This is a genomic window from Methylocaldum gracile, assembly GCF_053646815.1.
Genome location: NZ_CM132196.1, coordinates 4,873,158 through 4,898,313 on the forward strand (window position 1 = coordinate 4,873,158; position 25,156 = coordinate 4,898,313).

30 protein-coding genes and 1 other RNA gene are annotated in these 25,156 nt (G+C 56.9%); 11 read left to right on the top strand and 20 right to left on the bottom strand.

Annotated features, from left to right (window positions below):
- Window positions 1-54 precede the first annotated feature (54 nt).
- Window positions 55-1,584, top strand: a complete 1,530-nt coding sequence (ilvA, locus tag ACWJJK_RS21725) for a threonine ammonia-lyase, biosynthetic (protein ID WP_454128472.1) — start codon at window positions 55-57, stop codon at window positions 1,582-1,584.
- A 523-nt stretch (window positions 1,585-2,107) separates the two neighbouring features.
- On the opposite strand, the gene ACWJJK_RS21730 is transcribed toward ilvA, so the two are convergent.
- The gene (locus tag ACWJJK_RS21730; protein WP_454128473.1) at window positions 2,108-2,566 is read right to left on the bottom strand and encodes an EVE domain-containing protein; all 459 of its coding nucleotides are present in this window, start codon (window positions 2,564-2,566) and stop codon (window positions 2,108-2,110) included.
- 135 nt (window positions 2,567-2,701) lie between these two features.
- On the opposite strand from ACWJJK_RS21730, the gene ACWJJK_RS21735 reads away from it, so the two are divergent.
- The gene (locus ACWJJK_RS21735; RefSeq protein ID WP_276205425.1) at window positions 2,702-2,833 is read left to right on the top strand and encodes a hypothetical protein; all 132 of its coding nucleotides are present in this window, start codon (window positions 2,702-2,704) and stop codon (window positions 2,831-2,833) included.
- A gap of 21 nt (window positions 2,834-2,854) precedes the next feature.
- Window positions 2,855-3,424, top strand: a complete 570-nt coding sequence (locus ACWJJK_RS21740; RefSeq protein WP_077732610.1) for a Uma2 family endonuclease — start codon at window positions 2,855-2,857, stop codon at window positions 3,422-3,424.
- Window positions 3,425-3,480: 56 nt separating this feature from the next.
- Here the strand turns inward: ACWJJK_RS21740 and ACWJJK_RS21745 are convergent, their stop codons facing one another.
- The 4 genes from ACWJJK_RS21745 to ACWJJK_RS21760 form a co-directional block, all read right to left on the bottom strand.
- Window positions 3,481-4,083 (bottom strand): 5-formyltetrahydrofolate cyclo-ligase, encoded by a 603-nt coding sequence (locus ACWJJK_RS21745; RefSeq protein WP_454128474.1) that lies wholly within the window; start codon window positions 4,081-4,083, stop codon window positions 3,481-3,483.
- A gap of 75 nt (window positions 4,084-4,158) precedes the next feature.
- A non-coding RNA gene (gene ssrS / locus ACWJJK_RS21750) (6S RNA) lies at window positions 4,159-4,344 on the bottom strand.
- A gap of 61 nt (window positions 4,345-4,405) precedes the next feature.
- Entirely contained in the window at window positions 4,406-4,708 is a 303-nt protein-coding gene (locus tag ACWJJK_RS21755) for a cell division protein ZapA (RefSeq protein ID WP_240502661.1), read from the bottom strand.
- Window positions 4,705-4,917, bottom strand: coding sequence for a TIGR02449 family protein (locus tag ACWJJK_RS21760; RefSeq protein WP_205780892.1), 213 nt, complete (start codon window positions 4,915-4,917; stop codon window positions 4,705-4,707). The genes ACWJJK_RS21755 and ACWJJK_RS21760 overlap by 4 nt, the downstream gene beginning before the upstream one ends.
- Window positions 4,918-5,032: 115 nt before the next feature.
- Between ACWJJK_RS21760 and ACWJJK_RS21765 the strand changes: the two genes are divergently transcribed.
- Genes ACWJJK_RS21765 through ubiH form a run of 3 tightly spaced genes read left to right on the top strand, consistent with a single transcriptional unit; the run spans window position 5,033 to window position 8,086 of the window.
- Window positions 5,033-5,569 carry a UPF0149 family protein gene (locus ACWJJK_RS21765; RefSeq protein ID WP_454128475.1) on the top strand — a complete coding sequence of 179 codons (537 nt, stop codon included), beginning with the start codon at window positions 5,033-5,035 and terminating at the stop codon, window positions 5,567-5,569.
- 13 nt (window positions 5,570-5,582) lie between these two features.
- Complete coding sequence (pepP, locus tag ACWJJK_RS21770; RefSeq protein WP_454128476.1) at window positions 5,583-6,899, top strand: Xaa-Pro aminopeptidase; 1,317 nt, start codon at window positions 5,583-5,585, stop codon at window positions 6,897-6,899.
- Window positions 6,896-8,086, top strand: coding sequence for a 2-octaprenyl-6-methoxyphenyl hydroxylase (gene ubiH / locus ACWJJK_RS21775; RefSeq protein ID WP_454128477.1), 1,191 nt, complete (start codon window positions 6,896-6,898; stop codon window positions 8,084-8,086). Before pepP ends, ubiH begins: the two co-directional genes overlap by 4 nt.
- Window positions 8,087-8,100: 14 nt before the next feature.
- Here ubiH and ACWJJK_RS21780 read toward each other — a convergent pair whose 3' ends face one another.
- A complete protein-coding gene (locus tag ACWJJK_RS21780; protein ID WP_139841035.1) occupies window positions 8,101-8,499 on the bottom strand; it encodes a hypothetical protein in 399 nt (132 codons plus the stop codon).
- 138 nt (window positions 8,500-8,637) lie between these two features.
- Here ACWJJK_RS21780 and ACWJJK_RS21785 point away from each other — a divergent pair, with 138 nt between their 5' ends.
- The gene (locus tag ACWJJK_RS21785) at window positions 8,638-9,084 is read left to right on the top strand and encodes a hypothetical protein (RefSeq protein ID WP_156881164.1); all 447 of its coding nucleotides are present in this window, start codon (window positions 8,638-8,640) and stop codon (window positions 9,082-9,084) included.
- Between the two features lie 49 nt (window positions 9,085-9,133).
- Here ACWJJK_RS21785 and rsmI read toward each other — a convergent pair whose 3' ends face one another.
- Entirely contained in the window at window positions 9,134-10,003 is an 870-nt protein-coding gene (gene rsmI, locus ACWJJK_RS21790; protein ID WP_434148897.1) for a 16S rRNA (cytidine(1402)-2'-O)-methyltransferase, read from the bottom strand.
- Between the two features lie 37 nt (window positions 10,004-10,040).
- Between rsmI and ACWJJK_RS21795 the strand changes: the two genes are divergently transcribed.
- From ACWJJK_RS21795 to ACWJJK_RS21810, 4 genes are read left to right on the top strand one after another with little or no spacing between them, the layout of a single operon-like run.
- Window positions 10,041-11,936, top strand: a complete 1,896-nt coding sequence (locus ACWJJK_RS21795) for a penicillin-binding protein activator (RefSeq protein WP_168183766.1) — start codon at window positions 10,041-10,043, stop codon at window positions 11,934-11,936.
- Between the two features lie 10 nt (window positions 11,937-11,946).
- Window positions 11,947-12,309, top strand: a complete 363-nt coding sequence (locus ACWJJK_RS21800; RefSeq protein ID WP_086133674.1) for a YraN family protein — start codon at window positions 11,947-11,949, stop codon at window positions 12,307-12,309.
- A 41-nt stretch (window positions 12,310-12,350) separates the two neighbouring features.
- A complete protein-coding gene (locus tag ACWJJK_RS21805) occupies window positions 12,351-12,938 on the top strand; it encodes a phosphoheptose isomerase (protein WP_077732015.1) in 588 nt (195 codons plus the stop codon).
- A gap of 4 nt (window positions 12,939-12,942) precedes the next feature.
- Complete coding sequence (locus ACWJJK_RS21810) at window positions 12,943-14,331, top strand: FAD-binding oxidoreductase (protein ID WP_086133675.1); 1,389 nt, start codon at window positions 12,943-12,945, stop codon at window positions 14,329-14,331.
- 10 nt (window positions 14,332-14,341) lie between these two features.
- On the opposite strand, the gene nadC is transcribed toward ACWJJK_RS21810, so the two are convergent.
- From nadC to ACWJJK_RS21875, 13 genes are all read right to left on the bottom strand, one after another.
- Window positions 14,342-15,172: a carboxylating nicotinate-nucleotide diphosphorylase gene (gene nadC, locus ACWJJK_RS21815; RefSeq protein ID WP_156881162.1), complete on the bottom strand. Its 831-nt coding sequence runs from the start codon at window positions 15,170-15,172 to the stop codon at window positions 14,342-14,344.
- Between the two features lie 22 nt (window positions 15,173-15,194).
- Window positions 15,195-15,572, bottom strand: a complete 378-nt coding sequence (locus tag ACWJJK_RS21820; protein WP_168183767.1) for a DUF1499 domain-containing protein — start codon at window positions 15,570-15,572, stop codon at window positions 15,195-15,197.
- A gap of 49 nt (window positions 15,573-15,621) precedes the next feature.
- Complete coding sequence (locus tag ACWJJK_RS21825) at window positions 15,622-16,728, bottom strand: substrate-binding domain-containing protein (protein WP_240502622.1); 1,107 nt, start codon at window positions 16,726-16,728, stop codon at window positions 15,622-15,624.
- Between the two features lie 163 nt (window positions 16,729-16,891).
- Window positions 16,892-17,923: an OmpA family protein gene (locus ACWJJK_RS21830; RefSeq protein ID WP_077732019.1), complete on the bottom strand. Its 1,032-nt coding sequence runs from the start codon at window positions 17,921-17,923 to the stop codon at window positions 16,892-16,894.
- A gap of 128 nt (window positions 17,924-18,051) precedes the next feature.
- Entirely contained in the window at window positions 18,052-19,017 is a 966-nt protein-coding gene (locus ACWJJK_RS21835) for a PstS family phosphate ABC transporter substrate-binding protein (protein ID WP_156881161.1), read from the bottom strand.
- A gap of 77 nt (window positions 19,018-19,094) precedes the next feature.
- Window positions 19,095-20,420 carry a phosphate regulon sensor histidine kinase PhoR gene (gene phoR, locus ACWJJK_RS21840; protein WP_086133679.1) on the bottom strand — a complete coding sequence of 442 codons (1,326 nt, stop codon included), beginning with the start codon at window positions 20,418-20,420 and terminating at the stop codon, window positions 19,095-19,097.
- A gap of 200 nt (window positions 20,421-20,620) precedes the next feature.
- Window positions 20,621-21,313, bottom strand: coding sequence for a phosphate regulon transcriptional regulator PhoB (gene phoB / locus ACWJJK_RS21845; protein WP_077732022.1), 693 nt, complete (start codon window positions 21,311-21,313; stop codon window positions 20,621-20,623).
- Between the two features lie 141 nt (window positions 21,314-21,454).
- Entirely contained in the window at window positions 21,455-21,997 is a 543-nt protein-coding gene (locus tag ACWJJK_RS21850) for a disulfide bond formation protein B (RefSeq protein ID WP_077732023.1), read from the bottom strand.
- 75 nt (window positions 21,998-22,072) lie between these two features.
- Window positions 22,073-22,282, bottom strand: coding sequence for a dodecin (locus tag ACWJJK_RS21855; RefSeq protein WP_077732024.1), 210 nt, complete (start codon window positions 22,280-22,282; stop codon window positions 22,073-22,075).
- 36 nt (window positions 22,283-22,318) lie between these two features.
- Window positions 22,319-23,365, bottom strand: coding sequence for a formate dehydrogenase subunit gamma (locus tag ACWJJK_RS21860; RefSeq protein ID WP_454128478.1), 1,047 nt, complete (start codon window positions 23,363-23,365; stop codon window positions 22,319-22,321).
- 1 nt (window position 23,366) lies between these two features.
- Complete coding sequence (locus ACWJJK_RS21865) at window positions 23,367-23,549, bottom strand: hypothetical protein (protein WP_086133682.1); 183 nt, start codon at window positions 23,547-23,549, stop codon at window positions 23,367-23,369.
- A gap of 5 nt (window positions 23,550-23,554) precedes the next feature.
- A complete protein-coding gene (gene fdh3B, locus ACWJJK_RS21870) occupies window positions 23,555-24,163 on the bottom strand; it encodes a formate dehydrogenase FDH3 subunit beta (protein ID WP_240502623.1) in 609 nt (202 codons plus the stop codon).
- A gap of 423 nt (window positions 24,164-24,586) precedes the next feature.
- On the bottom strand, window positions 24,587-25,156 hold the full coding sequence (locus tag ACWJJK_RS21875) for a Uma2 family endonuclease (protein ID WP_077732028.1): 570 nt from the start codon (window positions 25,154-25,156) through the stop codon (window positions 24,587-24,589).

The window sequence follows — 25,156 nt, forward strand, 5'->3', positions numbered from 1 at the left end:
TGCTTCATAGCGGTCCCGGCCGCGTTTCTCACTTGTATCTTTTAAGACTAAAAAATGATTCATAAGTATATCGAGCGCATCTTGCGCGCCCGAGTTTACGATGTTGCTTCGGAAACTCCCCTAGACTTCGCGCCGGGGCTGACGCGCCGCTTCGACAACTCGGTTTACATCAAGCGCGAAGACCTTCAGCCGGTCTTTTCCTTTAAACTTCGAGGCGCTTACAACAAGATCGTTTCACTGGATGATGCAGCAAAACGGGCCGGCGTAATCGCAGCCTCGGCCGGCAATCATGCTCAGGGCGTTGCGCTCTCGGCCCAGCGACTGGGCATCCGGGCGGTCATCGTGATGCCCTGCACCACGCCGGCCATCAAAGTGCGGGCGGTGCAGAATTTCGGGGCGGAAACCGTTTTGTTCGGCGATTCGTACGACGAAGCGTACGAGCACGCTATGAGTCTTGCCGAAGAGCAAAAATTGAGCTTCGTCCACCCCTATGACGATCCCGAGGTTATTGCCGGCCAAGGCACCATCGGCATGGAAATTCTGAGGCAGCACACGGGCGACATTCACGCCATCTTCATCCCGGTGGGGGGCGGCGGATTGATCGCGGGCGTGGCGACTTACGTGAAGTTTGTTCGCCCGGATATCAAGATCATCGGCGTCGAACCGGACGATGCGGATTGCTTGAATCGGGCGTTGAAGGCAAAACGCCGGGTCATCCTGAGACAAGTCGGACTGTTCGCCGATGGCGTCGCCGTGCGGCAAATCGGCAAGGAACCGTTCCACGTCGCACATCAATACGTGGATGACGTCGTTACGGTCGATACGGATGAGATCTGCGCGGCCATCAAAGATATCTTCGACGATACCCGATCGGTTGCCGAACCCGCGGGCGCTTTGGGTGTTGCGGGTTTGAAGAAATACGCATCGATGACCGGGGTGCGGAATCAGTGCCTGATCGCCATCGAAAGCGGGGCCAATATCAATTTCGACCGGCTGCGCCATGTGGCGGAGCGTGCCCAGGTTGGCGAACACCAGGAAATGCTCTTGGCGGTAACGATTCCGGAAAAGCCCGGCAGCTTTCTCGAATTTTGCCGCGTTCTAGGTCGGCGCAGCATTACCGAATTCAACTACCGCTATTTCGACGACAATGCCGCCCATATCTTCGCGGGCGTCGCGATCGCCAACGGCAGCCGGGACAGCGAGGAACTGATCGCACAACTGCGCGAACACGGCTTCACGGTTACCAATATGACCGGCAACGAATTGGCAGTGGAGCACATCCGCTACATGGTGGGAGGCCATGCACCGCGCCTGTTGGACGAAACCGTATACAGCTTCGAGTTTCCTGAACGCCCCGGCGCGCTTTTGAAATTTTTATCTTTTATGGGCGGACGTTGGAACATCAGCCTGTTCCATTACCGGAACCACGGTGCTGCATTCGGGCGGGTGCTGATGGGAATTCAGGTACCGAAGACGGAACGGCGAGCCTTCAAGGAATTTCTCGACGCCATCGGCTTCGCCTATCGGGAGGAGACGGACAACCCGGCGTATCGACTGTTCGCAGGCGGAAACGCGACCTCTTGATTTCCTTTGCTCCACCGCAACATGGTGGCAAGATCGAAAAGATAGCCCGAACGCTCCGTCATTTGTTCAGCTTTCGCGTCTTCACAGCAAAAGAAAGTTACATTAAACAGCTCTGCTCGCTGGGATTGGACAACCGTGTATTCGTACCCGAGCTTGAGAGCGTTGCGCGAACTGGTGCCGTTTCCCCAGAGTGCCTTCGCTTGGGTCGACGGAAATCTCAATTCGGTCGATTTCTATGTCGAATGGGAACTACCGGGCCGGGAGGTACCGGAAAAAATCTATTACTCCGAATTTCTTCACACCGACCGCATCGTCGAGGTATTTCACGATCCGGCGGATGTTCGGGGCTGCAGCCGGCCATTCGGCAGGAACGGGCGATCAGGCTTTCCAGAGCGATTACCTCAAGCACGATTTCTACCACCTGATTTCCCGTCCTGTCCAGACACAACAATGCTTTCGGGTACGGCTGAAGGAAGACGGCAAGCCGTGTCATATCCCGGCACAAAGGCTCCCGTGGGAGTATCTATTCCAGCGACAAAATATACGTCCACTGCGCCTCGGTAACCGGCATGACGGACAGCCGGTTGCCGCGGCGAACGAGCGCCAGACCGTCGAGTTCCGGCCGGTCTTTTAGTTCGCTTAACGTGATAGTGCGTTTGAGCTTGCGGACGAACTGCACATCCACCATAAACCACCGGGGATCATCCGGCTTGCTGCCGGGATCGTAATGCTTGTTATCAGCGTCAAAAGCGGTGAAATCCGGATAGGCTTCACGCGAAATTTTCGCGATGCCGACGATGCCCGGCGTATCGCAATTTGAATGGTAAAAAAACACCAGGTCCCCAACTTTCATTTCATTGCGCATCATATTTCGCGCCTGATAATTGCGCACGCCGTCCCAGTGCTCGATCTGATGAGGCCGTTTCTCCAGGTCGTCGATGCTGAACTCCGAAGGTTCGGATTTCATCAACCAGTAACGCATCTGTCTTCCCCCCGCGAAAAGTAATTTCTCAATAACGTTATTAACTACAGCATGTTAGCGGAAGTGGCCGTCTTAAAACATCCTGACGCGGCAGCAAAAACCCCATTGTTCACGCGAAAAAGAGATCTGTGGAAAATGGCTGCTGTAGTCCGCCAGCATGGTCCGACGCTGCTCGAATTTCCGTCCCAGCGGCCCGTCGAACATTGGGAGGCCGATACAGCGGGGACTCAACTGTTGGTCGAGCCGGTGGATAATGACTATGTTTGACGTAAAGAACGGAGGTAACTGATGTCCGCCGTAATTCAGGAATCGAGCCCGTATGAGCGCTTGCTGGCGCTGCCGGAAAATCTGGTCGGAGAAATCATCGGCCGAGAACTGTACACCCAGCCCGGCCGAGCCGGGCCTCATGCTTCAGTCGCCCCTGTGCTCGGGATCGATATCGGTTCAGCCTATCATCGCGGCCGGGGCGGTCCGGGCGGTTGGTGGATCATCGATGAGCCGGAATTCCATTTCGTCCGCGATACCGAAGTGCTGGTCCCCGATATCGCCGGTTGGCGCCGCGAGCGCATGTCGAGCTTGCCGGAAGACCATCGCTTCGAGGTGGTTCCGGACTGGGTGTGCGAAATCCTTTCGCCGACGCCCCAGAAAAAGGATAGGGTCACAAAAACGAGAGCTTACGCGCGCTACGGCGTAGCGTTTTTGTGGCTTGTTGATCCCCTGGCGCGGATTTCGGAAACCTATGCCTTGGCCGACGGGCAGTGGACCGTAACCGGCTTATACCAGGACCACGACGAAGTTTCCGCTGCACCCTTCGAGGCCGTCACGATCGCCCTCAGCGACCTGTGGGCCGGTTCCTGACCACCTCTTTTCGTCCCGCCTCCAGCGCGTCAGCCGCTGCCACATTGCACTTTATCTTAACGACAGAGGTCGTCGAACAGGTAATAAGCCTCTTCGGTAATCACGCCATTCAGCGGCACATCCCAAGGCTGCGCCGGTATTTGGTCCCATTTCTGGCATTCGAACGCCAGGCCGATGAGAATCGGCGTGCGCGGTTGATTTGCATTCTTAAGATAAGCGAACGTACGGTCGTAATAGCCGCCGCCCATACCGATGCGGTTACCGAAAAGATCGAAAGCCACCAGGGGAACGAACGCCATATCCAGCATCCACGGCTCAGTAATCGTATCTTCCCCGATAGACGGCTCGGGAATCCGAAATTTATTCGGAGTCAACGCCGTGCCCGGCCCGTAATGCCCGAACCATAGCGAACGCCGAGGCGACGAACGGAGAATCGGTAGGTAACACGCTTTGCCACATGCCCACAAGCTCTTGATAATAGCCTGGGTTTCGACCTCGCCGTCGTTATTGAGATAAGCCGCGACATGCTGGCCGCGTTCGGCAATCGGCGATGTAATGAAGCGTTCCGCGATGCGGAGACTTTTCTTACTAGCCAGTACGAACGGCATGCTTTGTCGAAGAGCTCGACTCTGGCGCCGGATATCCGCCGGAAGATTCATTCAGATAGATCGGATGAGACTGGCAAGTGCATATTCGCACATCCAGCAAGGGGAGTTCCTCTGGAACGAAGAGAAGTATTCCCCGCCTGCGCCGTAAACCGCTTTCGCCCTTGAACCGGAAGGTTCAGGTGGGAGCGTAGGAACGGCGAATTAGGCTTTCCGCTCGGAGCGGACTTGCGCACATCGCTCGTTCGATGGTTCCCGGGGTTTTAGATTAGGCTCAAGAAGTAACCCAGCTGCTTTCGCACGCCGCAGGGAATACGTGAATCAAATTCTACTAGGTCGACAAATTGATGCAATACGTATCAGCGCCGAAACAGCTTTAATCCGTATCCAAGGCTGCGTCTAGCCTTTCGTGCAGCGACGAAAAGCGATCCCGCAAATCCTGCGATAACAATTTGTTCTGCTGTTGCGCTTGTAATAGCTCATGCGCGATATTCAGCGCTGCCATCACGGCAATGCGTTCGGTGCCGATCACGCGGCCGGTACCGCGTATTTGACGCATTTTTTCATCCAAATAACGTGCTGCAATCAAAAGATCGTGCTGTTGGTCTTCAGGGCAGGAAATAGGATATTCCTTGCCGAGGATCTGAACTTTAATCGGCGGATTCATTTCGCTCATCATTCGTGTCCTATGGATTTCAGGCGGGAAATCATCGCTTCAACGCGACTCTTCGCCATCTCGGTTTTATCGGATAGTTGCACCCGCTCTCGCATCCATTCGTCTAACGTGGACTTCAGCACCTGATTTTCATCACGTAGCCTTTCGCACATGGCGGCCAGTGAATCGATCTTATTTTCCAATCGTACTAGCTCGGCATCCAAATCAAACATATCGGCTATCATGATTTTGGAGCCTTAAAGATGGGGTTAAACTTCGGTGCTAGCTTTCGATCCGGCTATTCGAAGTGTTAGCATAAAGAATTAGGGCAGGGTCGACAAGGCTGGAATGAGCAACGATTTATCCTATCAGAATGTCCAGGACGTCGTCCTGAACAACGACTCGGCGGCTAGCGCAGCCGAAGTGCATGGGGTGCTATCGGGATTGCTGTGCCTGAACAGCCAGACCGATTGCGATCAGTGGCTGGAAGCCGTTTTCGGCGAAAGCAGGACCAACCTTAACCCGGCGGAACATGCCTTGCTTTCGGCGCTGTGCGAGACGACTCGGCACCAATTGGACGATTTCGACTTTTCGTTCGAGTTGCTGCTGCCGGATGACACGCTCCCCCTGAGTGAGCGCGCCAATGCTTTGGGAGAATGGTGCCAAGGCTTCTTATACGGCCTCGGTTATCGATCGGATGGTGCCGACTGGCCGGGAGAAAGCACCGAAGTCCTCCACGACCTTCTGGAAATCTCCCGCCTGAGTCCGGATTCCGCCGGAGAGTCGGACGAAGTGGCTTATGCCGAGATCACGGAATATGTCCGCATCGGCGTACAGTTGATCCGTACCGAATTGCAACAGCAACCGCCCTCGCGACTTCACTGATATTGCAAACCTCATGCTTCAACCGAGCGAATTCAAACAGCGCCGCAAACAGCTAGCGCGCCGTATCAAGAAGAAAAGCGTAGCTCTGATCGCGAGTGCGTCTGCGAGCGTACGCAACCGGGATGTGGAATATCCGTATCGTCAAGACAGCGATTTTCATTATCTGACCGGATTCGACGAACCCGAAGCGGTGGCCGTCTTCGCCCCCGGCCGAAAACAAGGGGAGTACATTCTTTTTTGTCGCGAATTCGATCGTGAAAAAGCGATCTGGACCGGAAGGCATGCCGGGCTCGAGGGCGCTCGCAACGCATTCGGAGCGGACGAAGCATTCCCCATCGATGAACTGGACAAGATTTTGCCAAGCCTTCTGGAAAATCGCGAGAGGGTTTATTTCCCCGTCGGGCACGATCCGAAGATCGATCGTCTGGTGTTTTCCGCGGTAAACAACGTGCGGGCGAGAGTCCGTACCGGTGTACGTGCGCCGTTCGAATTCGTATCTCTGGAGCATCTGCTTCATGAGCAGCGCCTGATCAAAACGTCGCATGAAATCCAATTGATGCAGAAGGCCGCCGAGGTTTCGGTACGCGCTCATAAACGCGCGATGTCAGTCTGTAAACCGGGAAAGTACGAATATGAAATCGAAGCCGAGTTGCTCTACGAATTCACCCGGCATGGCATGCGAGCGCCTGCCTATCCTTGCATCGTCGCAGGAGGACACAACGCTTGCGTACTCCATTACACCGAAAACAAGGACGTACTGAAGGACGGCGACCTTCTTCTGATCGATGCCGGGGCAGAGTATGAAAACTATGCCGCTGACATCACCCGTACTTTTCCCATCAATGGAAGATTCAGCGAAAGTCAGCGACTCCTTTACGACTTGGTTCTGGAGGCCCAACTCGACGCTATCGAGCGGGTGCGTGTGGGCAACCGCTGGAATGAGCCGCATGACGCCGCCGTTCACACCTTGACCAAAGGGCTGGTCAAGCTGGGCTTGTTGGAAGGGCGTGTTTCGAAGCTGACCAAGGACGAAGCCTACAAGAAGTTCTATATGCATCGAACCGGCCACTGGCTGGGCATGGACGTGCATGATGTCGGGGAATACCGGAGCGATGGCGAATGGCGTTCGCTGGAGCCCGGAATGGTATTGACGGTGGAACCCGGCCTTTATGTCGCGCCGGACTGCCATGACGTAGATCCCAAATGGCGCGGCATCGGCATCCGAATCGAAGACGATGTTTTGGTCACCAAAGACGGTTGTGAAATCCTCACGGCCGGACTGCCCAAAACGGTAGCGGAAATCGAAGCATTCATGGCGAATCCCGAATGAACCACGATTTCGATCTATTGATCGTGGGCGGCGGACTGGTCGGAGGTAGTCTCGCTCTGGCCCTGCGGGACGCGCCGCTTCGCGTGGGAATCGTCGAAGCGCTGACGGAAACCCAACGACAGGCCCTGACGGCCGGCGATCGCGCCTTGGCCCTAGCGCGAGGCACGATCCAAATTCTCGACCGGCTCGGCGTATGGCAAGACGTGGCGCCCAAAGCCATGCCCATCCGTCATATCCATGTCTCCGATCGCGGCCGTTTCGGAAAAACGCGGCTGCATGCTCTTGAAAAAGGAGTCGACGCGCTGGGCCATGTCATCGTCGCCCGAACGCTGGAGGATCGCATTGCTCGGGAACTGCGCGGACTCGATGCGGAGCTGATATGCCCGGCGCGGGTCATCGGTCTCAAAGCAGGCCCGAATGGCGTGTGCGTCACCCTCAAGAAAGGCGAGGAGTGCCTCAATCTCACGGCCGCTCTAGTGGTTGCCGCCGACGGCGGAAATTCCACAGTGAGAAGGCTCCTGGGAATAGAACAAAACGTCCGGGACTATGGACAGACGGCGATCGTGACTGAAGTCAGCACGGAGGCAGATGTGAACTTCACGGCTTACGAGCGTTTCACGACCGCCGGCCCGTTGGCCCTGCTGCCCTTGGAGCGCAAAAAATGCTCGGTGGTCTGGACGATGAAGGATCAGGAGGCCGACGAACTCTTGAGTGAATCCGACGCGAACTTCACCGCAAACTTGCAGTCGGCATTCGGTTATTGGCTAGGGAAAATTCAACTGGCATCGCGACGGCAAGGTTTTCCGCTCAAGCTGATCCGGGCAGAGAAGATGGCGGACGACCGTGTCCTCTTGATCGGCAACGCGATGCATCAGGTTCACCCCGTTGCCGGTCAAGGCTTCAACTTAGGTCTCCGTGATGCGGCATCCCTGGCGGAGCGATTGCTCACCAAACTGGCGTTCAACGAAGATATCGGCGAAAAAGCGTTCCTCGATCGTTACGCCCGAGCCCGGCAGAGAGATCTGGCCAATACGATCCATTTTACCGACGGCCTGATACGGGCGTTCTGCACCGATTTTCCACCCTTCGCCTTGGCGCGTAATGCCGCCATGATCGCCCTGGATTGCTTCCCGCCGGCGAAGCGCTTGCTGGCTCGTCACGCGATGGGATATGGCTTTAGATTTTGAACGCTTGAATCACGCTATTCGAATTTTGGAAAAGAGCTATCCAATAGCCACTGCTTTTTTTCGACGTCAAAATGCCATTTTTGCTCGTCGGTCAGACTTTTTTCCACGAGCCGCTCATTATCGATATAGCGAATCTCGACGGTTTGCAGCACGATTGTCCCCTCGTTCTGCACCTTCCGGAATACTGAATCGTAGCCGGTAACTTTTATATTTTTGAGCGCCTTGAAATCAGGCGCCCGTTTCTGTTTGTCGGTCTGAAAATCCCAGGCTTTTTGGAAAGCTCCCCATCGAATAGCTGAACCATAGCTGTTCAGTGCCTCCTCCATTTTCATCACCCTCATGTCGTGGGCGCATGCTACAAGCGCAAAACTTAAACCGATCCATATTGTCCTGAAAACGCGATCTCGAGCCATAGAAGTACCCCAAATTAATAAATGATAAAAAGGCGCGAGGCAGGACTTTGACTTCGGCGTGACGCTGCGAGAGCTTTTGACATCAATGTTGCAGCGAGATTATATAATGTTCGCCCCCAATACTTTCGGAGATAAACAATGAAAATACTAGCCGGTCTTTTTCTGGCATTGCTTGCCGTCATTTACTTTCTGCCCGCGTTTATGTCGCGGTCCGACGAAATCAACGGGACCTCGCGGGAAGCGGTCTATAAATCGGCAATCCAAGTCAAACGCTACCTCAATACGGACGAACGCGTTTTGTTCGATACCGCCTTGGGAATTTTAGACAAAATCAAATCGGAAGAAGGACCGGATACCTTCGTCAACACCGTGGACGGAAAGACACCCGACGAAGTCATCGAAACGGCGAAGCAAGAGGTCAACACCAAGATCGCAGCCGGCCATCCCGATTTCAAGCAATACACCTCGTGGGACGATATGATTCAGAAGCTGACCAATGGTAATAGAAGGAAGCCGTCCGCGCGTCCCAATGCCTCTTCCGATCACTCCTTACGCGACTCCGAGCGTCCGGATCGTCCTCAATAAATCGGCTCAAAGATCGACCTCCACTCACAGTTTCGCTAGACACGGCTAGTCAATCGGTCTTACGCCACTCTTCAGTCAATCGGAGCGCCGTCCGGTAAACCGTTTCCCGACGCGCTCCGGTGATCTTTACGGTCAAGGACACTGCCGTCTTGACCGAACAGTCCTCGAGCAGAATCCGCAATACTCGTTCCTCATCCACGGTAAGCCCTTCCGTCCTGCCAAGATCGGGCGCGCCTTCCAGCACCAGGACGAATTCCCCTTTTTCCATATTCGGATCGCTTTCGAGGAGCGAGAGCGCCTCGCCGACCCGTGTATCCACTATCGTTTCGAATAGCTTGGTCAACTCTCGGGCAATGACCAATCGCCGATCAGACGGAAAAATCGCCGTGATGTCCGCTACACTTTCGAACACGCGATGACTGGATTCGTAAAAAATCAGCGTTCTCGAATCATTCCGCAGGGCCTCCAAACTAGCCTTGCGCGCCGACGATTTTCGCGGCAGAAATCCCTCGAAGGCAAAACGGTCGGCGGGAAGGCCGGACGCCGAAAGGGCTGCGATGAGAGCACACGGCCCCGGAATCGGAACGACGCGAATACCTGCGGCCCGAACCGCCCGCACCAGGGGAAATCCGGGATCGCTGATCAGCGGCGTTCCGGCATCCGAGATGAGGGCAATGGACTCGCCCCGCTGCAAGCGTTCGGCCAGCCGCACCGAAGCGACATCCTCGTTATGCTCGTGGAATGCCGCGGTCGGCGTGGAAATCCCGTAGTGGTCCAGAAGCGGCCGGCTGTGCCGGGTGTCTTCGCAAGCGATGAGATCGACTTGCTGCAGAACGTCGATGGCGCGGAACGTAATATCCCTTAGATTGCCGATGGGTGTCGCTACTAGGTATAGTATGCCGGGTTCTGTTTGCCTCACTATCAAACTCCTCGCTTTCTCGAACGGAATCCCGCCTATGTCTCTATTGATCCGCCTCTGTCTCGCTCTCCTCATACTGATGGCAGCCGCTTGCGCCCGCGACACCACCAGACGCGGAGCCATGGATGCGCGCGCCGCGCAGGCCGAAAGCCTGCTCCAGAGCGGCGACTCTGCAGGAGCGATGAGATTATTTCAGCAGCTCGCGGAAACGTCGGGCGATCCCGATTACTACCGGCTTCGAGCCGCCGATTCGGCTCTCCGGGCGGGCGATGGAAGAACGGCGAAACGGCTGGCCGATGCCGTCGCTCCCGACGAACTGGAGACCGTGGACCGGTACGATTACACGCTTCTGCAAAGCAGACTGGATCTCAACGTGGGCCGAGCACGGGAGGCCTTGGCCAAGCTCGATAACCTGCCCTCAGGGCGGCTGGAGCCGTCGCAAAAGGTGCATTATCACACACTGCGCGCTTCGGCTTATAACCAACTGGGCAACATGCTGGAAAGCGCCAGGGAGCGTGTCAGGCTCGGCCAACTTCTCACGCGTCCCGACGCTGTGCAGAAAAATAATGAGGCCATTTATGACGCGCTGAGCCGGATTCCCGAAAAAGTCCTGACCGCCATGCAACCTCCCCCGCCCGATATATTGGGCGGCTGGATGAATTTGACCCAGATCGTCAAGTCCACGCCTCCGGCCGGATTGAACACGGAATTGGCCAAGTGGCGGATTCGCTTTCCCGGACATCCCGCCGACGGGGCATTCCTGCAAGGGCTATTGAGCCAACGTCAAAGCCCGCCTCCGGGCCAGGCTCAAACGGGAACGACACCGCCTACGGCAGCCGCGCCCGGCTCCGGAGCGTTCATTGGCGTAATGCTGCCTCTGTCAGGTTCCTATGCTCCCGCTGCCCAGGCCCTGCGCACGGGCATGCTTGCCGCCTACTATGCGGATACCAATACCGCAAAGCCGCCTTTGCGGTTCGTCGACACCCAGTCGGGAGACATCTATCAGCTCTATCGGAAATTCGCCGATGGGGGCGCGAAAGTGATCGTCGGCCCCTTGATCAAGGACGACGTGGCCGTCTTGGCCAAAGCTGGGGATTTGCCCGTCCCCGTCCTAGGACTCAACCAAACGCCGGAGGTCAGCAATGACCGGGTCTATCAGTTCGGCCTCACCCCGGAGCACGAGGTCGAGCAAGCAGCCGGGAGCGCCTGGTTCGACGGTCGTCAGAGTGCACTGGTGCTGGCGCCGGCGAATCAGTTCGGCCAGCGCATGATCAAGCACTTTGCGGCCTATTGGAACCAGCTCGGGGGGAACATTCGTGCGATCAAGACCTATCCGTATCACGGCGAGGATTTCACCGCCTCGGTAAGAGAACTGATTTCCGCGGCACCTTCTGCCACGCATGCCCAGCTTTCCTTCCCGACCGTTCCGTCGGTCACCAAACAAGGCGCGGATTTCATCTTTCTCATCAGCGACGCCCGCGATGCTCATCTGATTCTGCCTCAAATCGCCTTTCACAATGGCGAGCATCTCCCGGTCTACGCTACTTCTCACGTGTACGGCGGCAGGGCCGACTCAGAAGCCGATCGAGATTTGAACGGACTGATTTTCTGCGACATTCCGTGGTTACTCGATCCGGCCGAAAGTGGTCCACTGTCCCATCAAGCGCTGAGCAAGCAGATTCAACAAACGCCGTCGGATTACGTGAGACTTGTCGCGCTGGGGATCGATGCTTACCGTTTGCTTCCGGAACTCGAACGATTCAAGACAGAACCGCAGTTTCGGTACACCGGCGCGACCGGCACGCTCTCGCTGGGCACCGGCAACCGCATTCAGCGCCAGCTCCATTGCGCCCAATTTGAAGACGGAGTTCCGCAACCACGGGGAATCGCACCGCTTCTGAAACCGGGCGATAGTGCTCCGGGGCTCCGGTAAAGGCGCTGAAATGACCACCCTTGGCCAGGCCAAAGGGCGTATCGCCGAGGAAGAAGCGCTGACTTTTTTGCAGACCCATGGCCTGCGGCTGATAGAGCGCAATTACCGCTGCCGATACGGTGAAATCGATCTGATTATGGAAGACGGGTGCGCCATCGTGTTTGTGGAGGTCCGCTATAGGGGAAGTATCCAGTTCGGCGGTGCACTGGAGAGCGTGGATCGGCGCAAGCAAGCAAAGCTGTTGGCAAGCGCCGCCCACTTTCTTCGGGAAAAGCGGATAGATCGGCCGGCTCGTTTCGATGTGGCGGCGCTGGCCCCCGCAAACGGCGGGCTTGCTGTAAAATGGGTGAAAGATGCTTTTCAGGCGACTTAACCGATTTTAAGGTTTTCGCTACGCAACCTTGATAGCAGGGCATGAATTTACAAGAACGAGTCTTTCGTCAATTCGAGACCAGCGTTGAAGCAAGCCGCGAATCGCTGGCCAGGCTCGGAGAGATCATCGAAATTGCCGGAGTCAGGCTGGCTCAGTGTTTACTCAGCGACGGCAAAATTCTTTGTTGCGGCAACGGCGGATCGGCAGCGCAAGCGCAGCATTTTTCTTCCGAGATGCTGAATCGCTTCGAGCGGGAGCGCCCCGGCCTGCCCGCTATCGCGCTCACTTGCGACACATCGACCTTGACCTCGATTGCCAACGATTATCGGTTCGACGACGTTTTCGCCAAGCAAATCAGAGCCTTGGGCCACAGCAACGATCTTCTCGTCGTCTACACCACCAGCGGCAATTCCTCCAGTATTTTGAGCGCGGTTACTGCCGCCCATGATCGGGACATGTCGGTGCTGGCCCTGAGCGGCCGGGACGGCGGAGCGCTGTCGCCCTTGCTGCTGGAAACCGATATCGAGATCCGCGTACCCTCGGAGACGACGGCCCGAATACAGGAAGTCCACCTGCTGATCACGCACTGCCTGTGCGATTTGATAGACCACCAATTGTTCGGGGACTGATTTCTTGGCTTTACCCAGCGCCTTTTTGAACCGGTTGGCGCAAATTTTCCCACCCGGCTCGCTTTACACGGACCCCGCCGATTGCTGGGCTTACGGCTACGACAACAGCCGCCGTCAAGCTCTGGCGGAAGCGGTCGTTTTCCCGACCAGCCACACCCAGACGGTCGAACTGGCCCGCTTGTGCAACGAGCATCGGGTGCCTTTGACCGCGCGCGGCCGCGGCACCGGCACGACCGGCGCGACAGTGCCTTTACGGGGTGGAGTTGTGGCTTCGTTCGAGCGGATGAACCAGATTGTGGAATTCTCGCCGGGCAACCGCTACATCGTCGTCGAACCGGGCCTGACCAATCAGGCGCTACAGGACTTTCTCAAACCGCACGGCTTCTTCTGGCCGCCCGACCCGACCAGCGCCGCCTTTTGCAGTGTAGGCGGGAATCTCGCCTACAATTCCGCCGGCCCACGCGCGGTGAAATACGGCACTCCCCGCGAAAACACCCTCGCCTTGCGAGCTGTGACCGGTTTGGGGACGGAGATCCGTACGGGCGTCTTCACCACCAAGGGCGTCGTCGGGTACGATCTGACCCGGCTGCTATTGGGCTCGGAGGGAACGCTTGCGCTGATTACCGAGGCGACGCTCAAGCTGACGCCGTTGCCCGAAGCCAAACGCACCATGCGGGCGATCTATGCCGATTTGGACCATGCTACGGAAGCCATCACCCGAATCATGGCTCAACCTGCGGTTCCTTGCGCCCTCGAATTCATCGATGGAAACGCAATCGAACTGATTCGCCGTTACTCTCGCGCCGACTTGCCGGAGCGCGCCGGTGCTTTACTAATGGTCGAAGTGGACGGATTTGCCGAGGGAATGGCGGTACAGATCGAGAGCGTGCGGCGCGCTGCTCAAAACGAGGGGCTTCTGGAGTTTCGCGTTGCGGCGACCGCCGATGAAGTCGAAGCCTTATGGCAAACGCGCAAGGCACTGTCGCCGGCGCTGCGGAAGGTCGCGCCGAAGAAAATCAACGAAGACGTGGTAGTGCCCGTCACCGAGTTGCCTTTGCTGATCGCCGGACTAAACGAGCTGTCGCAACGGTATGACTTGGCGATCGTCAACTTCGGCCATGCGGGAAACGGGAACATTCACGTCAACCTGCTGTTCGATCCCGCCAAACCCGGCGAAACCGAAAAGGCCCACGAATGCCTGGGGGAGATCTTTTCGCTGGTGCTGCGGCTGCGCGGTACCTTGTCCGGCGAGCACGGCGTCGGTCTCGAAAAGAGGGATTACGTTGACCGGGAAATCGACACCGGCGCCCTGGAATTGATGCGCGCCGTCAAACGTCAATTTGATCCGAACGGCATTTTGAATCCCGACAAAACCTTGCCTTTGGCCGACTGACTCGCAGAGCTCAGGCGGTAATCGAGATCCGCATCGACAAATCGGTTGCTCGAACATTCTTGGTCAGGGCACCGACCGAAATATAATCCACCCCGGTCTCGGCGATCTGCCGGATGGTATCCAGGGTCACGTTGCCGGATACCTCGAGCTTGGCACGACTTGCGGTTGTGGTAACCGCTTCCCGCATCATCGCAATCGTGAAATTATCCAGAAGAATCCGCTCGGCGCCGACCGCCAAGGCTTGCTTCAATTCATCGAGATTTTCCACTTCGACTTCGATCGGCACGTTAGCGCCCAGGGCTTTCGCGGCGTGCACGGCTTTTTCGATGGACCCGCAAGCCAGGATATGGTTTTCCTTGATCAAAATGCCGTCGTAGAGTCCCATCCGATGGTTATCACAGCCGCCGCAGCGGACGGCGTATTTCTGTGCCTTCCTGAGGCCGGGAATGGTCTTGCGAGTGTCGAGGACCTTCGCCTTGGTGCCGTCCACGGCTTTGGCATAAGCACGCGCCAAGGTCGCGGTGCCCGACAGAGTCTGTAGAAGATTGAGCGCCGAGCGTTCGCCGGTCAGGAGCGCTCGGGCGGGGCCGCGCATCGCGCACAGCTCGGCGCCCGCCTCGACTTGTTCGCCCTCCGTCACCAGCCAATCGATTTGAACCGAACCGCCGAGCCGGGCGAAAACGGCGGCGAACCAGGCCTGCCCGCACAGCACCATGGACTCGCGGGTGATCACGCGCGCTCTCGCCGTTGCGTGCTTCGGAACAATCGAAGCGGTCAAGTCGCCTGAACCGACATCCTCTTCCAAGAAACGGTCGATTTCGCTTAAATCCAACGGATACATCGTCACTTCCACCGCGTCGCGGTTATCGCCACAAGCCCTCACGCTTCAGCGCTTCGCGCAAGCGCTCGACCCGCCGGCGGTTGACGCCCAAATCCCAATAGCCGACCCGCGACGCGGAGCGAACGTGCATGAGGTGCTCCTCCGGAATAAGCTGGAATTCCACGTCGTCCACGAATCGGAAAAGACGGCTCGTGGCCTCGGCGCGGAGATACCATCGCTCGTTGTCCTCCTCGACAACCCGGGTGCGGGGTTCCGCCCCCAATACGCGCTTCAGGGCCGCCCAAACTTCGTCAGGCGCTATGTCCACGCGAAAGGGACTCGCGTAATGATCCTGATCCCGAGAGAGACTGGACACACAATTGGGACTATCCGGACAATCTGAAATTCTCGACGAAGCCATGGAACCTCCTCGACCCAGTGCTAACGCCGTCAAGGCGAACAGCACGACCTTAGCGAGCCACGCGCTGCGCATCCGGCAAGCTTCGGCTTGCGGCGACCGTGTCGATCGGTGCCGACATCGGCTTTCGCTTCTTCACATCTGCTGCGTAGAGTTTACGTTCTTCCGCGGACATCGGGACCAATCCCAGCTGAGCAAGATAGCCTTTCTCGCCCCACGCTTTGTCATTCGTAAACTCGGCGAGATATTGTTGCAGCCCCTTCACTTTGCCGACATGATCCGCCTTGAAATAGAGGAACAAGGGTCTGGCGATGGGGTAACGGTTTGCCGCAATGCTCTCGACACTCGGGACGGCTCCGTCGATACGAGCGGCATTCAGCCGATCGGTATTGCCCGCATATTGTTTGTACGACACAAACCCCAACAGCCCGGGGTTCTTGGCCAACATGGCCGCTATCGCATTTCCGCTTTCTTCGATATAGGCGCCATCGCTGCGGGCGGTGAAGCAGACTTCCTTATACTTGGCCTTCTGCGTTTCCTTCCAAGCGGCAATGAAGGGAAAACTCTCGCACCCAGCCTTCGAGACGGCCTCTTCGAACAATTCACGTATGCCGGAACCGATCGGCGGAGCGACGACTTCGATCTTCGTATCGGGCAGCGACGGATTGATGTCTTTCCAGGTCTTATAGGGATTCGGGACCAGCGTGTCGCAATTCTTGCATTTAGGATCAGGCACCTTTTTTCCTAAAGCCAAAAACAACTCTTTCCGGGTGATATCCAGCGCCGGCACCTTCTTGGAGTGCGCGAGCACTAGGCCGCTATATCCGATCTTTACCTCGACGATGTTCTTTATGCCGGATGCCTGACAGGCTTCGAATTCCGATTTTTTCATCGGCCTCGAAGCATTGACGATATCGGGAGATTCGCCGGTTTCGGGCTCGCAAAACAACTGAATTCCACCGCCGGTACTGTTCGACTCGACCCATGGCCGTTTGATCTTGCCGGACTTGCTGATTCGGTCGGCCACTGCATCGGCAAACGGCCTAACAACATTCGAGCCGTTAATATGCACAAAGCCGCGCATTTCGGCAGCGGATGCAGCCTGCATCATCAGAGGCGCTGCAAACAATGCAGCGAAAAAATTAACACGCTTATTCACAATTTACCTGCGGACGGGTTGCACGAGGAACGAACCAGCACAATAGCCTAGTTCCACGACATTTTAGTATTAAAACGAGCAGAAAAAACCCGCTCCGGGGAGCGGGTTTTTGATTGACGGCGGTTGCTATTAGGCAACCATGCCGCTTGATATTGCGGTGTATTTATTCACCCATAAAGACCAGCTGAACGCGGCGGTTCTGCTCGCGACCGGCTTCCGTGCTGTTGTCGGCGATCGGATAGTCCTCGCCGTAACCTTTCGCATACAGTCGGTTCTTCAAGCCTGCGGACTTCAGGTAATCTGCCACCGATTGAGCACGGCGCTGCGAAAGCTTCAGATTGTACTGAGAGCTTCCTTCGCTGCTGGCGTGTCCCTGGACTTCGATATCGCGCATTTCGTTTGAAGCAACGAGCTGCTCAACAACACCGTCCAGAATGCTTTTCGCGTTCTCGGTGAGCTCGTCCGAGTTATATTTGAAGTTGACGCCCTTAAGCTCGATTCTGATCGGACAGCCTTGGTCGTCGACTTTCGAGTCAGCCATGGTGCCGGGGCACTTGTCGTCGCAATCGTTCACGCCGTCACGGTCAGAGTCGCGGGCAGCACAATCGTCTGCGGGCGCGGGAGTAGGTTCTGCTTCTGCCACGGCTCTCGGTTTCTCGCCGAAGGGAACAACAAAGCCGAGATTGACGACCATGTCGTGGAAATCGTCTTCGTTCCGGTATACGCCGCCATTTCCTTCGTAGACGTAGCGATAACGGACATCGCCGCGGAGCAGGAAGTTGTCGTGCAACTCATAAGTCGCACCGACGCCAGCCTCGCCGATGAACGATGCGCCGCTTCTGCCGGCTGCGCTGGTATTCATGCCACCGGCGCCGATAACCGCATACGGCGAGAACACATCGCGCATGAAGTAATACTGCAGGTCCACGGTGCCGCCGGTAAGATCGCCGTTATAGCCCTTGCCATTCAGGTGTTGCCAAAAACCTCTGACCTCGGCATTGAAATATTCGTTGATGATCTTACCGATTCCCAAGCCAGCGCCCCAATCGTCTTTCGCATTACGGTCGCCGCCCGGATTGAAGTATGTGCCGAACGGGGCGACATACCACCGATCATCCATAAAATGCTCCTCGGCCTGCACTGCTGTCGCCGCGACGCTTGCTATGCCCAAAGCAATTAGAATTTTTTTCAACATATCCATCTCCCTGTAGTTGGAATACCAACAAGATTTGAAAACTTACAACAGGCACAATCTTAGTCGCGGATCAGCCGCGGCGCAACTGAATTGAAGGAAAATGCTCAATTCAATAGTTCGGCCCAACCTCAGGGTTGCCCTGTGCCAATCAATTTCTGTTCCTTTTTTGCAACATCCGGGGTAACCGGGATGTATCCGTAGCGGCTGGCAATTTGCTGACCTTCCGCCGACAGCACAAATCGGACGAAGTCCGCTTGCACACCCGCTAGCGGTCTATTCGGGCTCTTATTGACATATATATGGAGAAACCGCGTCAGCGGGTAAGCACCGCTAACGGCATTGCGCTCGCTCGGCGCAACAAAAGGCATATTCGCGTCTACCGCCAGCGGTACTGGCTTCACGGATACAGTTGTCGAGTCGCCTCGGCCGTAACCGATGGCATTCAAGGATTCACTCACGGCACCGGCGACCGATCCGGAATCGGGCCGCACCTGAACGAATTCACCCAGTGCGCCTCCGCACAGGACTTGCTCGCTAAAATAATCGTACACATCGTCGGCGGATCCGATCGCAAATACCTGTAACGGCCGGGTTCGCCATTCCCCGATCAAGCCCAACGCTCCCCAGGTCGCCAGGTACTGAGCACCTCGACACATCGGCGAACGCGAGAAAACTGAGCCGGCCTGGGCCAGCGTCATGCCTCGGATCGGATTATCCCGGTGTACGAAAATCGTTACCGCATCGAGAGCGACTCGAATCGGGGTTGGCTTGTAACCGAGTTTTCGCGAAAAACCATCGATTGCCTCGCGGTTCAGCCGATAGCCGACGTAAATCGCATCGCCGCGCGCCTCGTCGAATGCGCCCGGTGAAGCGAGCGAGCGGGCCGGGCGCAAGCGAAGCGTAGCCCCGGCATGATCTCGCTGAAACGCGCTGGTCCAATCCCGGATCAGCCTGCCGAGGTCACTCGCCCCGAGCTCGTCGCTGCCGGCATCCCCGCTGATGGTCTCCGCCCCTTCGGATGATCCGTAGACGGCACCGGCGCCTCCAGCCAAAAGCACCGCAGCGAGAAAGAGGTGAATTCCCTGCCGTATCAAACCCGAAAACCGACGGCTCGGCTGCCCACGCGAGCCGAGACGGACGGAACCGGCAACTCGTCTATCCGCTCTGGATATCACATTCTTTGCGCGAGCTTGGCATCGGTGCGGGAGTCGACCCGCACGATTCGATCTTCGGGGAAACTACAGCTGAAGCAACTGCCCCGCCCGAGCGTGCTCGCAATTTTGAGCTCTCCGCCGTGCCGGGACAGCGCATGCTTGACGATAGCCAATCCAAGCCCGGACCCGCCTTTATTCTTACATCCGTCAACGGCAACCCGGTAAAACCGTTCGGTAAGCCGCGGCAGATGGTGTTGCGCGATGCCCGGCCCGGTGTCCTCGACGTCCAGCCTAGCTCCCTTGCCCTCGCAGCGCCAACGCACGGTAACCCGGCCCGTGGCTGGCGTATATTTCACCGCATTGACGATCAGGTTTGAAAACGCGCTGCGCAATTCCTGCTCGGCGCCCAGCAAATGGGCGTCGGTTTCGAGGACCAGCTCGATGGCGGGGTGTTCGTCGGCCAAGAGCTTGACCTCGTCGCAAATGTCTTGCAGCATCGCCGGAACGTTTATCCGCTTTTGCACCGTCTGATGCGCCGCCGACTCCAATCGCGTCAGTGCAAGAAGGCCGTCGACCAAGCTTTCCATCCGGGCCGTCTGTTCCTCCATGCGCTGAAACACTTTCAGATGCGATTCCGGCAGAGATCCATCCACCTGGCCCAAGGTTTCAAGATAACCTTTCAAGACCGTCAGCGGCGTGCGCAGTTCGTGGGACACGTTCGCCACGAAATCGCTGCGCACGCGCTCCATAAATCGCAGTTGAGTCACATCCTGCGCGACCAGAAGGCGCAAATCTTCTCCATAAGGCACGATGCGAATTTCAAGCTGCATGTTTTCGGTGAGGGGCGATGGAATGCTGACCGTAGCACGATAATCGGCAGTCTGGAGGTATTGGCTGAGCTTCGGATGGCGCAGCAGATTGCCGATCTGCTGGCCGATATCGCCACGGCGCAGCCCCAGCAGGCGCTCGGCCGCTTCGTTGAACCAATCGATTTCATCCCGAGGCCCCAGCACCACGGTTGCATCCGGTAATGCCGCCGTCGCCGTGCGGAAACGCTCGAGCATCCGGATGAGCTGCTTTTTGCGACGCTTGTTGCGTCGCCTCAAGCGATAGATGAGGTAATAGATTTCTTCCCAGACGCCGTTGCCCTGAGGCGGCTGGCCGGATCTGCCGCTGCGCAGCCAAACCAGCAGCCGATTTGCATAAAAAAGCTGTCTCGCCAGATAGGCCAGCAGACAAAACCAGAGCACGACGGCGAAACTGTTCAGGACCTTACCGAGGAAAGTGCCAACTAACAGTGTTAAAAAGAGAAAGGAAAATTCCGATCGCCAGGGGCTCGACATGAATCAGGTTTGGTCAGGGGTTGTAAAAAAACCGTCGCGAGCGGTTCGAGTCCGCGCCGACAAATCGGCAGGAATGCCGATTTGCACGGCAGTTGCCGCCCACAGGGTGCCGGACACGGAGGTCCGGCGTGAAAAGCGCAGGCGTACAAAGGGGTACGTTGAGCATCGCAGGTGCGGACTCGAACCGCGCAGTAGGTTTTTCACAAGTTCTCAGAAAAACGGTATCCGAAACCGCGCACCGTCTGGATAACCTCCTCGCGGTCATGTTCGGCCAGGATCTTGCGCAGGCGGCGGATGTGGACATCGACGGTGCGTTCCTCGATGAATGAACTTCGTCCCCAAACCTGGTCGAGTAACTGGCTACGGCTGTAGACCTTGTCGGGATGGGTGAGGAAGAATTCCAATAATCGGTACTCAGTCGGACTCAGAATAACGTGGCTGTCGGCAATGCTAACCCTATGTTCGTCGACATCCAACGCGATCCCGCCAATCTCGATTCTTCCGCCCTTGCCGTACTTGTTGCTACGCCGAAGAACCGCCTTGATCCGCGCTATCAATTCGCGCGGCGAGAACGGTTTGGTGACATAATCGTCGGCCCCGACATCCAACCCCCGGATTTTATCTTCTTCCTCGCCGCGAGCGGTGATCATGATGATGGGAATTTCGCTATATTGTTTGTCTTTCTTGAGACGGCGAGCCCATTCGACGCCGCTCAAGCCGGGCAACATCCAGTCCAATAAAATCAGATCGGGAACCGACTCATTCAAGGCCGATTGCGCCTGGTGGGTATCCGCAACGGCCCTGACGGCGAACTCGGCCTGTTCCAGGACCAAACCAAGCATTTCACGAATCGCATCTTCATCTTCGACAACGAGCACGTTTATCACGGACATTCTCGATACTCACTCCTTCGGATAATCGTTCAATGTACGTTGCAAATGTGACCTTTCCGTGACATGTGTATCGGCAAAGCCACAACTGTCGAATCTCGCCATCATTATCTAATGATGCCTTAATGCTTCGCGTTAACGCCTTCAGCGAAACGGCAGTTCGCTCTTAGTCGAAAAATATCGTTGATCTCCACGCACAGCCGAACTGTTCCAGAATTGGGTAAGGCTGAGCAGCGCCAAGATGAAGAAGCTGATCAACACCCAGGCGGGCATACTGAGCCCGAGCAGCGTCCAATCGACTTTGGCGCAGTCTCCGGTCCCGTTCAGCATCGCCTTGAGGGTCTCGGTCAAGGGAAAATACTGGAACATGTATTCCAATCCCGGACCGCAGGCCGGCACTTCCTCCGGCGGCAAATGCTGCAGCCAGACATGCCGGGCCGAAACCGTTCCGCCCAGCACGGCCATGACGAACCCAAGAATCGCGTAGACCTTGACCCCAGTCCTCTTCGGATTATGCAGAACCGCAACCAGCATCACCAATGCGACGGCGAAAACCATGATGCGCTGGGACACACATAGCGGACAGGGCTCCAGCCCGCCGGAAAATTGGAAATAAAGAGCGGCCGCGAGCAGCCCCATGCAAAACAGAAAACCAACGAGAAAATAGAATCTGGGCTTGAAAACCATGTGAATTCCCGAAAATTAGAAAGCCTTCGACCACGAAGGGCGATTTTGGACGTCCATACGAATGTAGCGGTTGACTCAGTCTTCGAGCCGAAATCCGACCTTCAAGACCACTTGATAATGGGCGATTTTGCCGTTGGCAATCTGACCCCGCGTTTCGACAACTTGGAACCAGTCCAGGTTCTTGACCGTTTTCGATGCTTTTTCTATGGCATTTCGGGTGGCCTCGTCCGTTCCGTGCGGCGAAGTCCCGACGATTTCGATCAGTTTATAGACACGGTCCGTCATAGCCATCACTCCTTCAGGTAAGAAAATAAAGAGACATCACGAGGCGATGTGGCTCGTCTCCGGAAGGGGCGGCCTGTCGGGAACCGAAGAGCCGGATTCGTCCGCGGCGAGTTGCTCGCACCACAAATCATGATGCTGAATCGCCCAGCTCTTGTCGACTCTTCCGCGCACCATGCCTTCGAGTGCTCCTTCCGTCCCGATCGTGCCTATATAGATGTGTCCCAAGGCCCCCGCCATCAGAACCAAAGCGAAAACGACATGAATCAGATGCGACAGTTGCAATAGCCAACGTTCCTGGCCGAAATTGGGAAAATCCAGCAGCAAACCGCTTGCGCTCACCGCCAGCCCGCCGCTCGCCAAAAGCCAGAACCACATTTTTTCGCCGGCATTCATGCGTCCGGCGGACGGATGGCGATCGCCGACCATGCCTCCGAAGGCCCTGAGCCAGTCGATATCGATCCGGCTCGGAAGATTGTCCCTGACCCACGCGACAAACATGAGCAACAAACCGACGATGAACAAGGGGCCGATGAAGTTGTGCAGCAGCTTGGCAATCTCGGCGTAGACGGAAAAGGCCTTATGCCCCACGAGCGGAATCAGCAGCGCTCGACCATAGAGCAAACTCAAACCGGTAATCGCCAGAAAAATGAACAGCAGCGCCGCGTACCAATGCAGAACCCGCTCGGCGAGCGTCCAGCGCACCAGGGTTTCTCCGGATCGGGGCTGGCTGAGCTTTACCTGTCCGCGCCAGAGATAAAACGCTCCGAGCGCGAAAACCACAACTCCCAAGAGAACGCCGCCGTAGCTCGCTATGGGGCCGTTCCGGAGCCGCCGCCAATTCTGGCCGCCGCCCTGGATCAGAACGTTCGTCTCCTGTCCCTTGACCGCGGTGTAGCCCTGAACGCCTTCCCGCACCTGCCGCCAATAGTCGGATCTGGGATTCACCACCGATTCAGCCTTGTGCAGTTCGTGTCTCTCGCCTTCATGGGCTCGCAGCGTTCCAGAGATCGCCAGCAGAACCAGCATGAGCGCGAAAGCCGACAAAATCCGCCAAAACGACGCTTTTTGAACTTGAGTCATCATGCTAGCGGTCGCTCTGTACGGTCTTGAAGCGCAATCTCAACTGTTCCCGCCGGTAGCCCGCATCGCCCATGTGGCGGTCTTCCTTGCCTTTATATTCATGAGCCCGGTGCAGAGTCACGTCCGGATCTTCGTAACAGCCTTGCAGGATTGGAATGATCAGCAAGAACAGGCCAAGCCGTCTCATGCTGCCTACCCTTCCTTGTAAGCGGTCTCCCAGCCCCAGGGCTTGCCCTGCGGCTGGCGCTGCAAATCCGGATTGTCGTTGCCGGCGCGGCGAACCACCCGTTCGCGGAAGATGTCTGCCACCATGTCGGCGTCGCCCGCGAGCAGCGCCTTGGTGGAACACATTTCGGCGCAGAGGGGAAGCTTGCCCTCGGCTAGACGATTCCGGCCGTATTTCTTGAACTCTTCCTCGGAATGATCCTGTTCCGGACCGCCGGCGCAAAACGTGCACTTGTCCATCTTGCCGCGCGCGCCGAAAGCGCCGTCCTGCGGGTATTGCGGAGCACCGAACGGACAGGCGTAGAAGCAGTAGCCGCAACCGATGCACAGGTCCTTGTCGTGCAGCACGACGCCGTCCTCGGTGGTGTAAAAACAGTCCACCGGACAGACCGCCTGGCAAGGCGCATCGGAACAATGCATGCACGCGACGGAAATGGTTTTCTCTCCAGGCAATCCGTCGTCCAGCGTGATCACCCGCCGACGATTGACGCCCCAAGGGACTTCGTGCTCATTTTTACACGCGGTGACGCAGGCGTTGCATTCGATGCAGCGCTCTTCGTCGCAAAGAAACTTCATTCGGGCCATGGTTCAAATACGTTTGGAACAATTAAATCCGACAGTTCAAATGACCTTGAATCGCCCCTATCCTGGCAATGTGGTTAAGCCGTCAGCCGGCAGGGAATATCGGAATGACAGGCTTAGAATTCGGCCGCCAATAACATCCTGTTCTACTTGAAAACGATTGTAGGGTGAGTTAGGCGCGCTGCCACGAACCATTCCATGACAACGGGACTCTCTGCGCGCCGTAACCCACCGGTTCCGAGGCCTTGCGTGGTGGGTTACGGCGCGCGAAAGCACCACAGGAACTTTACTGGTTCCGTGCGATGCGCGCCTAACCCACCTTACAACACGAATCGGAACATTGTTTTCAGCCATACCCGCAACTTAAAGGCATTGACCTTTTACTTTACCCCTTCAAAACCCGTCCCGTCGGAGTCCTCACGTCCATAGCTCCGCCAACGAAAAAGTGATGGCGTCAAACGGCCGCATCGATACAGGGTCTTCGTCTTTCAGCGTAGCCAGCAGCACCCAAAAGCCCTCGCGCAACTCGAACGCTTCCAGGGTCCGCTCGAGCGGGTCGACCAGCCAGGCATGAGCCACGCCGTAGCGGGCGTACAAAGGCAGCTTGATGGCGCGATCTTTTTTCTCGGTGCCGGGCGAGAGGATTTCGCACACCCAATCGGGCACCACTTCGAAGCGATGGTCTCTCGGAATCTCCGGCATCCGCTCGCGCCGCCAGCCGGCCAGATCGGGCACGGCGACCTCGGTATCTCGGACGAAGTGGACCTCGGGTTCCGGAAGAATCTGCCAACGACCGGAGCCGCTTCGAGTTTTGCAAAAAGGAGGGACGAGTGAGCAGAGCAATCCACCCTTCACCAGATGCTGTGGGCCTGTGGGGCGGGTTTCGGTATACAACCGAGCGCCGAGCACTTCCCCGACCAGATTTTCCGGCAAGGCGAGCAGACATTCATACGACGTCGGCACAGCAGCGCTGTGACCCTGAGTCAT

Excerpts from the sequence above, each read along its gene's own strand:
- phoB (WP_077732022.1), bottom strand. The coding sequence starts at position 21,313 with ATGTCCGTGATAAACGTGCTCGTTGTCGAAGATGAAGATGCGATTCGT.
- fdh3B (WP_240502623.1), bottom strand. The coding sequence starts at position 24,163 with ATGAAGTTTCTTTGCGACGAAGAGCGCTGCATCGAATGCAACGCCTGC.
- ACWJJK_RS21860 (WP_454128478.1), bottom strand. The coding sequence starts at position 23,365 with ATGATGACTCAAGTTCAAAAAGCGTCGTTTTGGCGGATTTTGTCGGCT.
- ACWJJK_RS21830 (WP_077732019.1), bottom strand. The coding sequence starts at position 17,923 with ATGTTGAAAAAAATTCTAATTGCTTTGGGCATAGCAAGCGTCGCGGCG.
- ACWJJK_RS21780 (WP_139841035.1), bottom strand. The coding sequence starts at position 8,499 with ATGGCTCGAGATCGCGTTTTCAGGACAATATGGATCGGTTTAAGTTTT.
- ACWJJK_RS21760 (WP_205780892.1), bottom strand. The coding sequence starts at position 4,917 with ATGTTTGATTTGGATGCCGAGCTAGTACGATTGGAAAATAAGATCGAT.
- phoR (WP_086133679.1), bottom strand. The coding sequence starts at position 20,420 with ATGTCGAGCCCCTGGCGATCGGAATTTTCCTTTCTCTTTTTAACACTG.
- pepP (WP_454128476.1), top strand. The coding sequence starts at position 5,583 with ATGCTTCAACCGAGCGAATTCAAACAGCGCCGCAAACAGCTAGCGCGC.
- ubiH (WP_454128477.1), top strand. The coding sequence starts at position 6,896 with ATGAACCACGATTTCGATCTATTGATCGTGGGCGGCGGACTGGTCGGA.
- ACWJJK_RS21785 (WP_156881164.1), top strand. The coding sequence starts at position 8,638 with ATGAAAATACTAGCCGGTCTTTTTCTGGCATTGCTTGCCGTCATTTAC.
- ACWJJK_RS21875 (WP_077732028.1), bottom strand. The coding sequence starts at position 25,156 with ATGACTCAGGGTCACAGCGCTGCTGTGCCGACGTCGTATGAATGTCTG.
- ACWJJK_RS21855 (WP_077732024.1), bottom strand. The coding sequence starts at position 22,282 with ATGACGGACCGTGTCTATAAACTGATCGAAATCGTCGGGACTTCGCCG.
- ACWJJK_RS21755 (WP_240502661.1), bottom strand. The coding sequence starts at position 4,708 with ATGATGAGCGAAATGAATCCGCCGATTAAAGTTCAGATCCTCGGCAAG.
- ACWJJK_RS21740 (WP_077732610.1), top strand. The coding sequence starts at position 2,855 with ATGTCCGCCGTAATTCAGGAATCGAGCCCGTATGAGCGCTTGCTGGCG.
- ACWJJK_RS21745 (WP_454128474.1), bottom strand. The coding sequence starts at position 4,083 with ATGAATCTTCCGGCGGATATCCGGCGCCAGAGTCGAGCTCTTCGACAA.
- ilvA (WP_454128472.1), top strand. The coding sequence starts at position 55 with ATGATTCATAAGTATATCGAGCGCATCTTGCGCGCCCGAGTTTACGAT.
- ACWJJK_RS21865 (WP_086133682.1), bottom strand. The coding sequence starts at position 23,549 with ATGAGACGGCTTGGCCTGTTCTTGCTGATCATTCCAATCCTGCAAGGC.
- nadC (WP_156881162.1), bottom strand. The coding sequence starts at position 15,172 with ATGTATCCGTTGGATTTAAGCGAAATCGACCGTTTCTTGGAAGAGGAT.
- ACWJJK_RS21850 (WP_077732023.1), bottom strand. The coding sequence starts at position 21,997 with ATGGTTTTCAAGCCCAGATTCTATTTTCTCGTTGGTTTTCTGTTTTGC.
- ACWJJK_RS21805 (WP_077732015.1), top strand. The coding sequence starts at position 12,351 with ATGAATTTACAAGAACGAGTCTTTCGTCAATTCGAGACCAGCGTTGAA.
- ACWJJK_RS21800 (WP_086133674.1), top strand. The coding sequence starts at position 11,947 with ATGACCACCCTTGGCCAGGCCAAAGGGCGTATCGCCGAGGAAGAAGCG.
- ACWJJK_RS21735 (WP_276205425.1), top strand. The coding sequence starts at position 2,702 with ATGGCTGCTGTAGTCCGCCAGCATGGTCCGACGCTGCTCGAATTTCCG.
- ACWJJK_RS21820 (WP_168183767.1), bottom strand. The coding sequence starts at position 15,572 with ATGGCTTCGTCGAGAATTTCAGATTGTCCGGATAGTCCCAATTGTGTG.
- ACWJJK_RS21795 (WP_168183766.1), top strand. The coding sequence starts at position 10,041 with ATGTCTCTATTGATCCGCCTCTGTCTCGCTCTCCTCATACTGATGGCA.
- ACWJJK_RS21730 (WP_454128473.1), bottom strand. The coding sequence starts at position 2,566 with ATGCGTTACTGGTTGATGAAATCCGAACCTTCGGAGTTCAGCATCGAC.
- ACWJJK_RS21765 (WP_454128475.1), top strand. The coding sequence starts at position 5,033 with ATGAGCAACGATTTATCCTATCAGAATGTCCAGGACGTCGTCCTGAAC.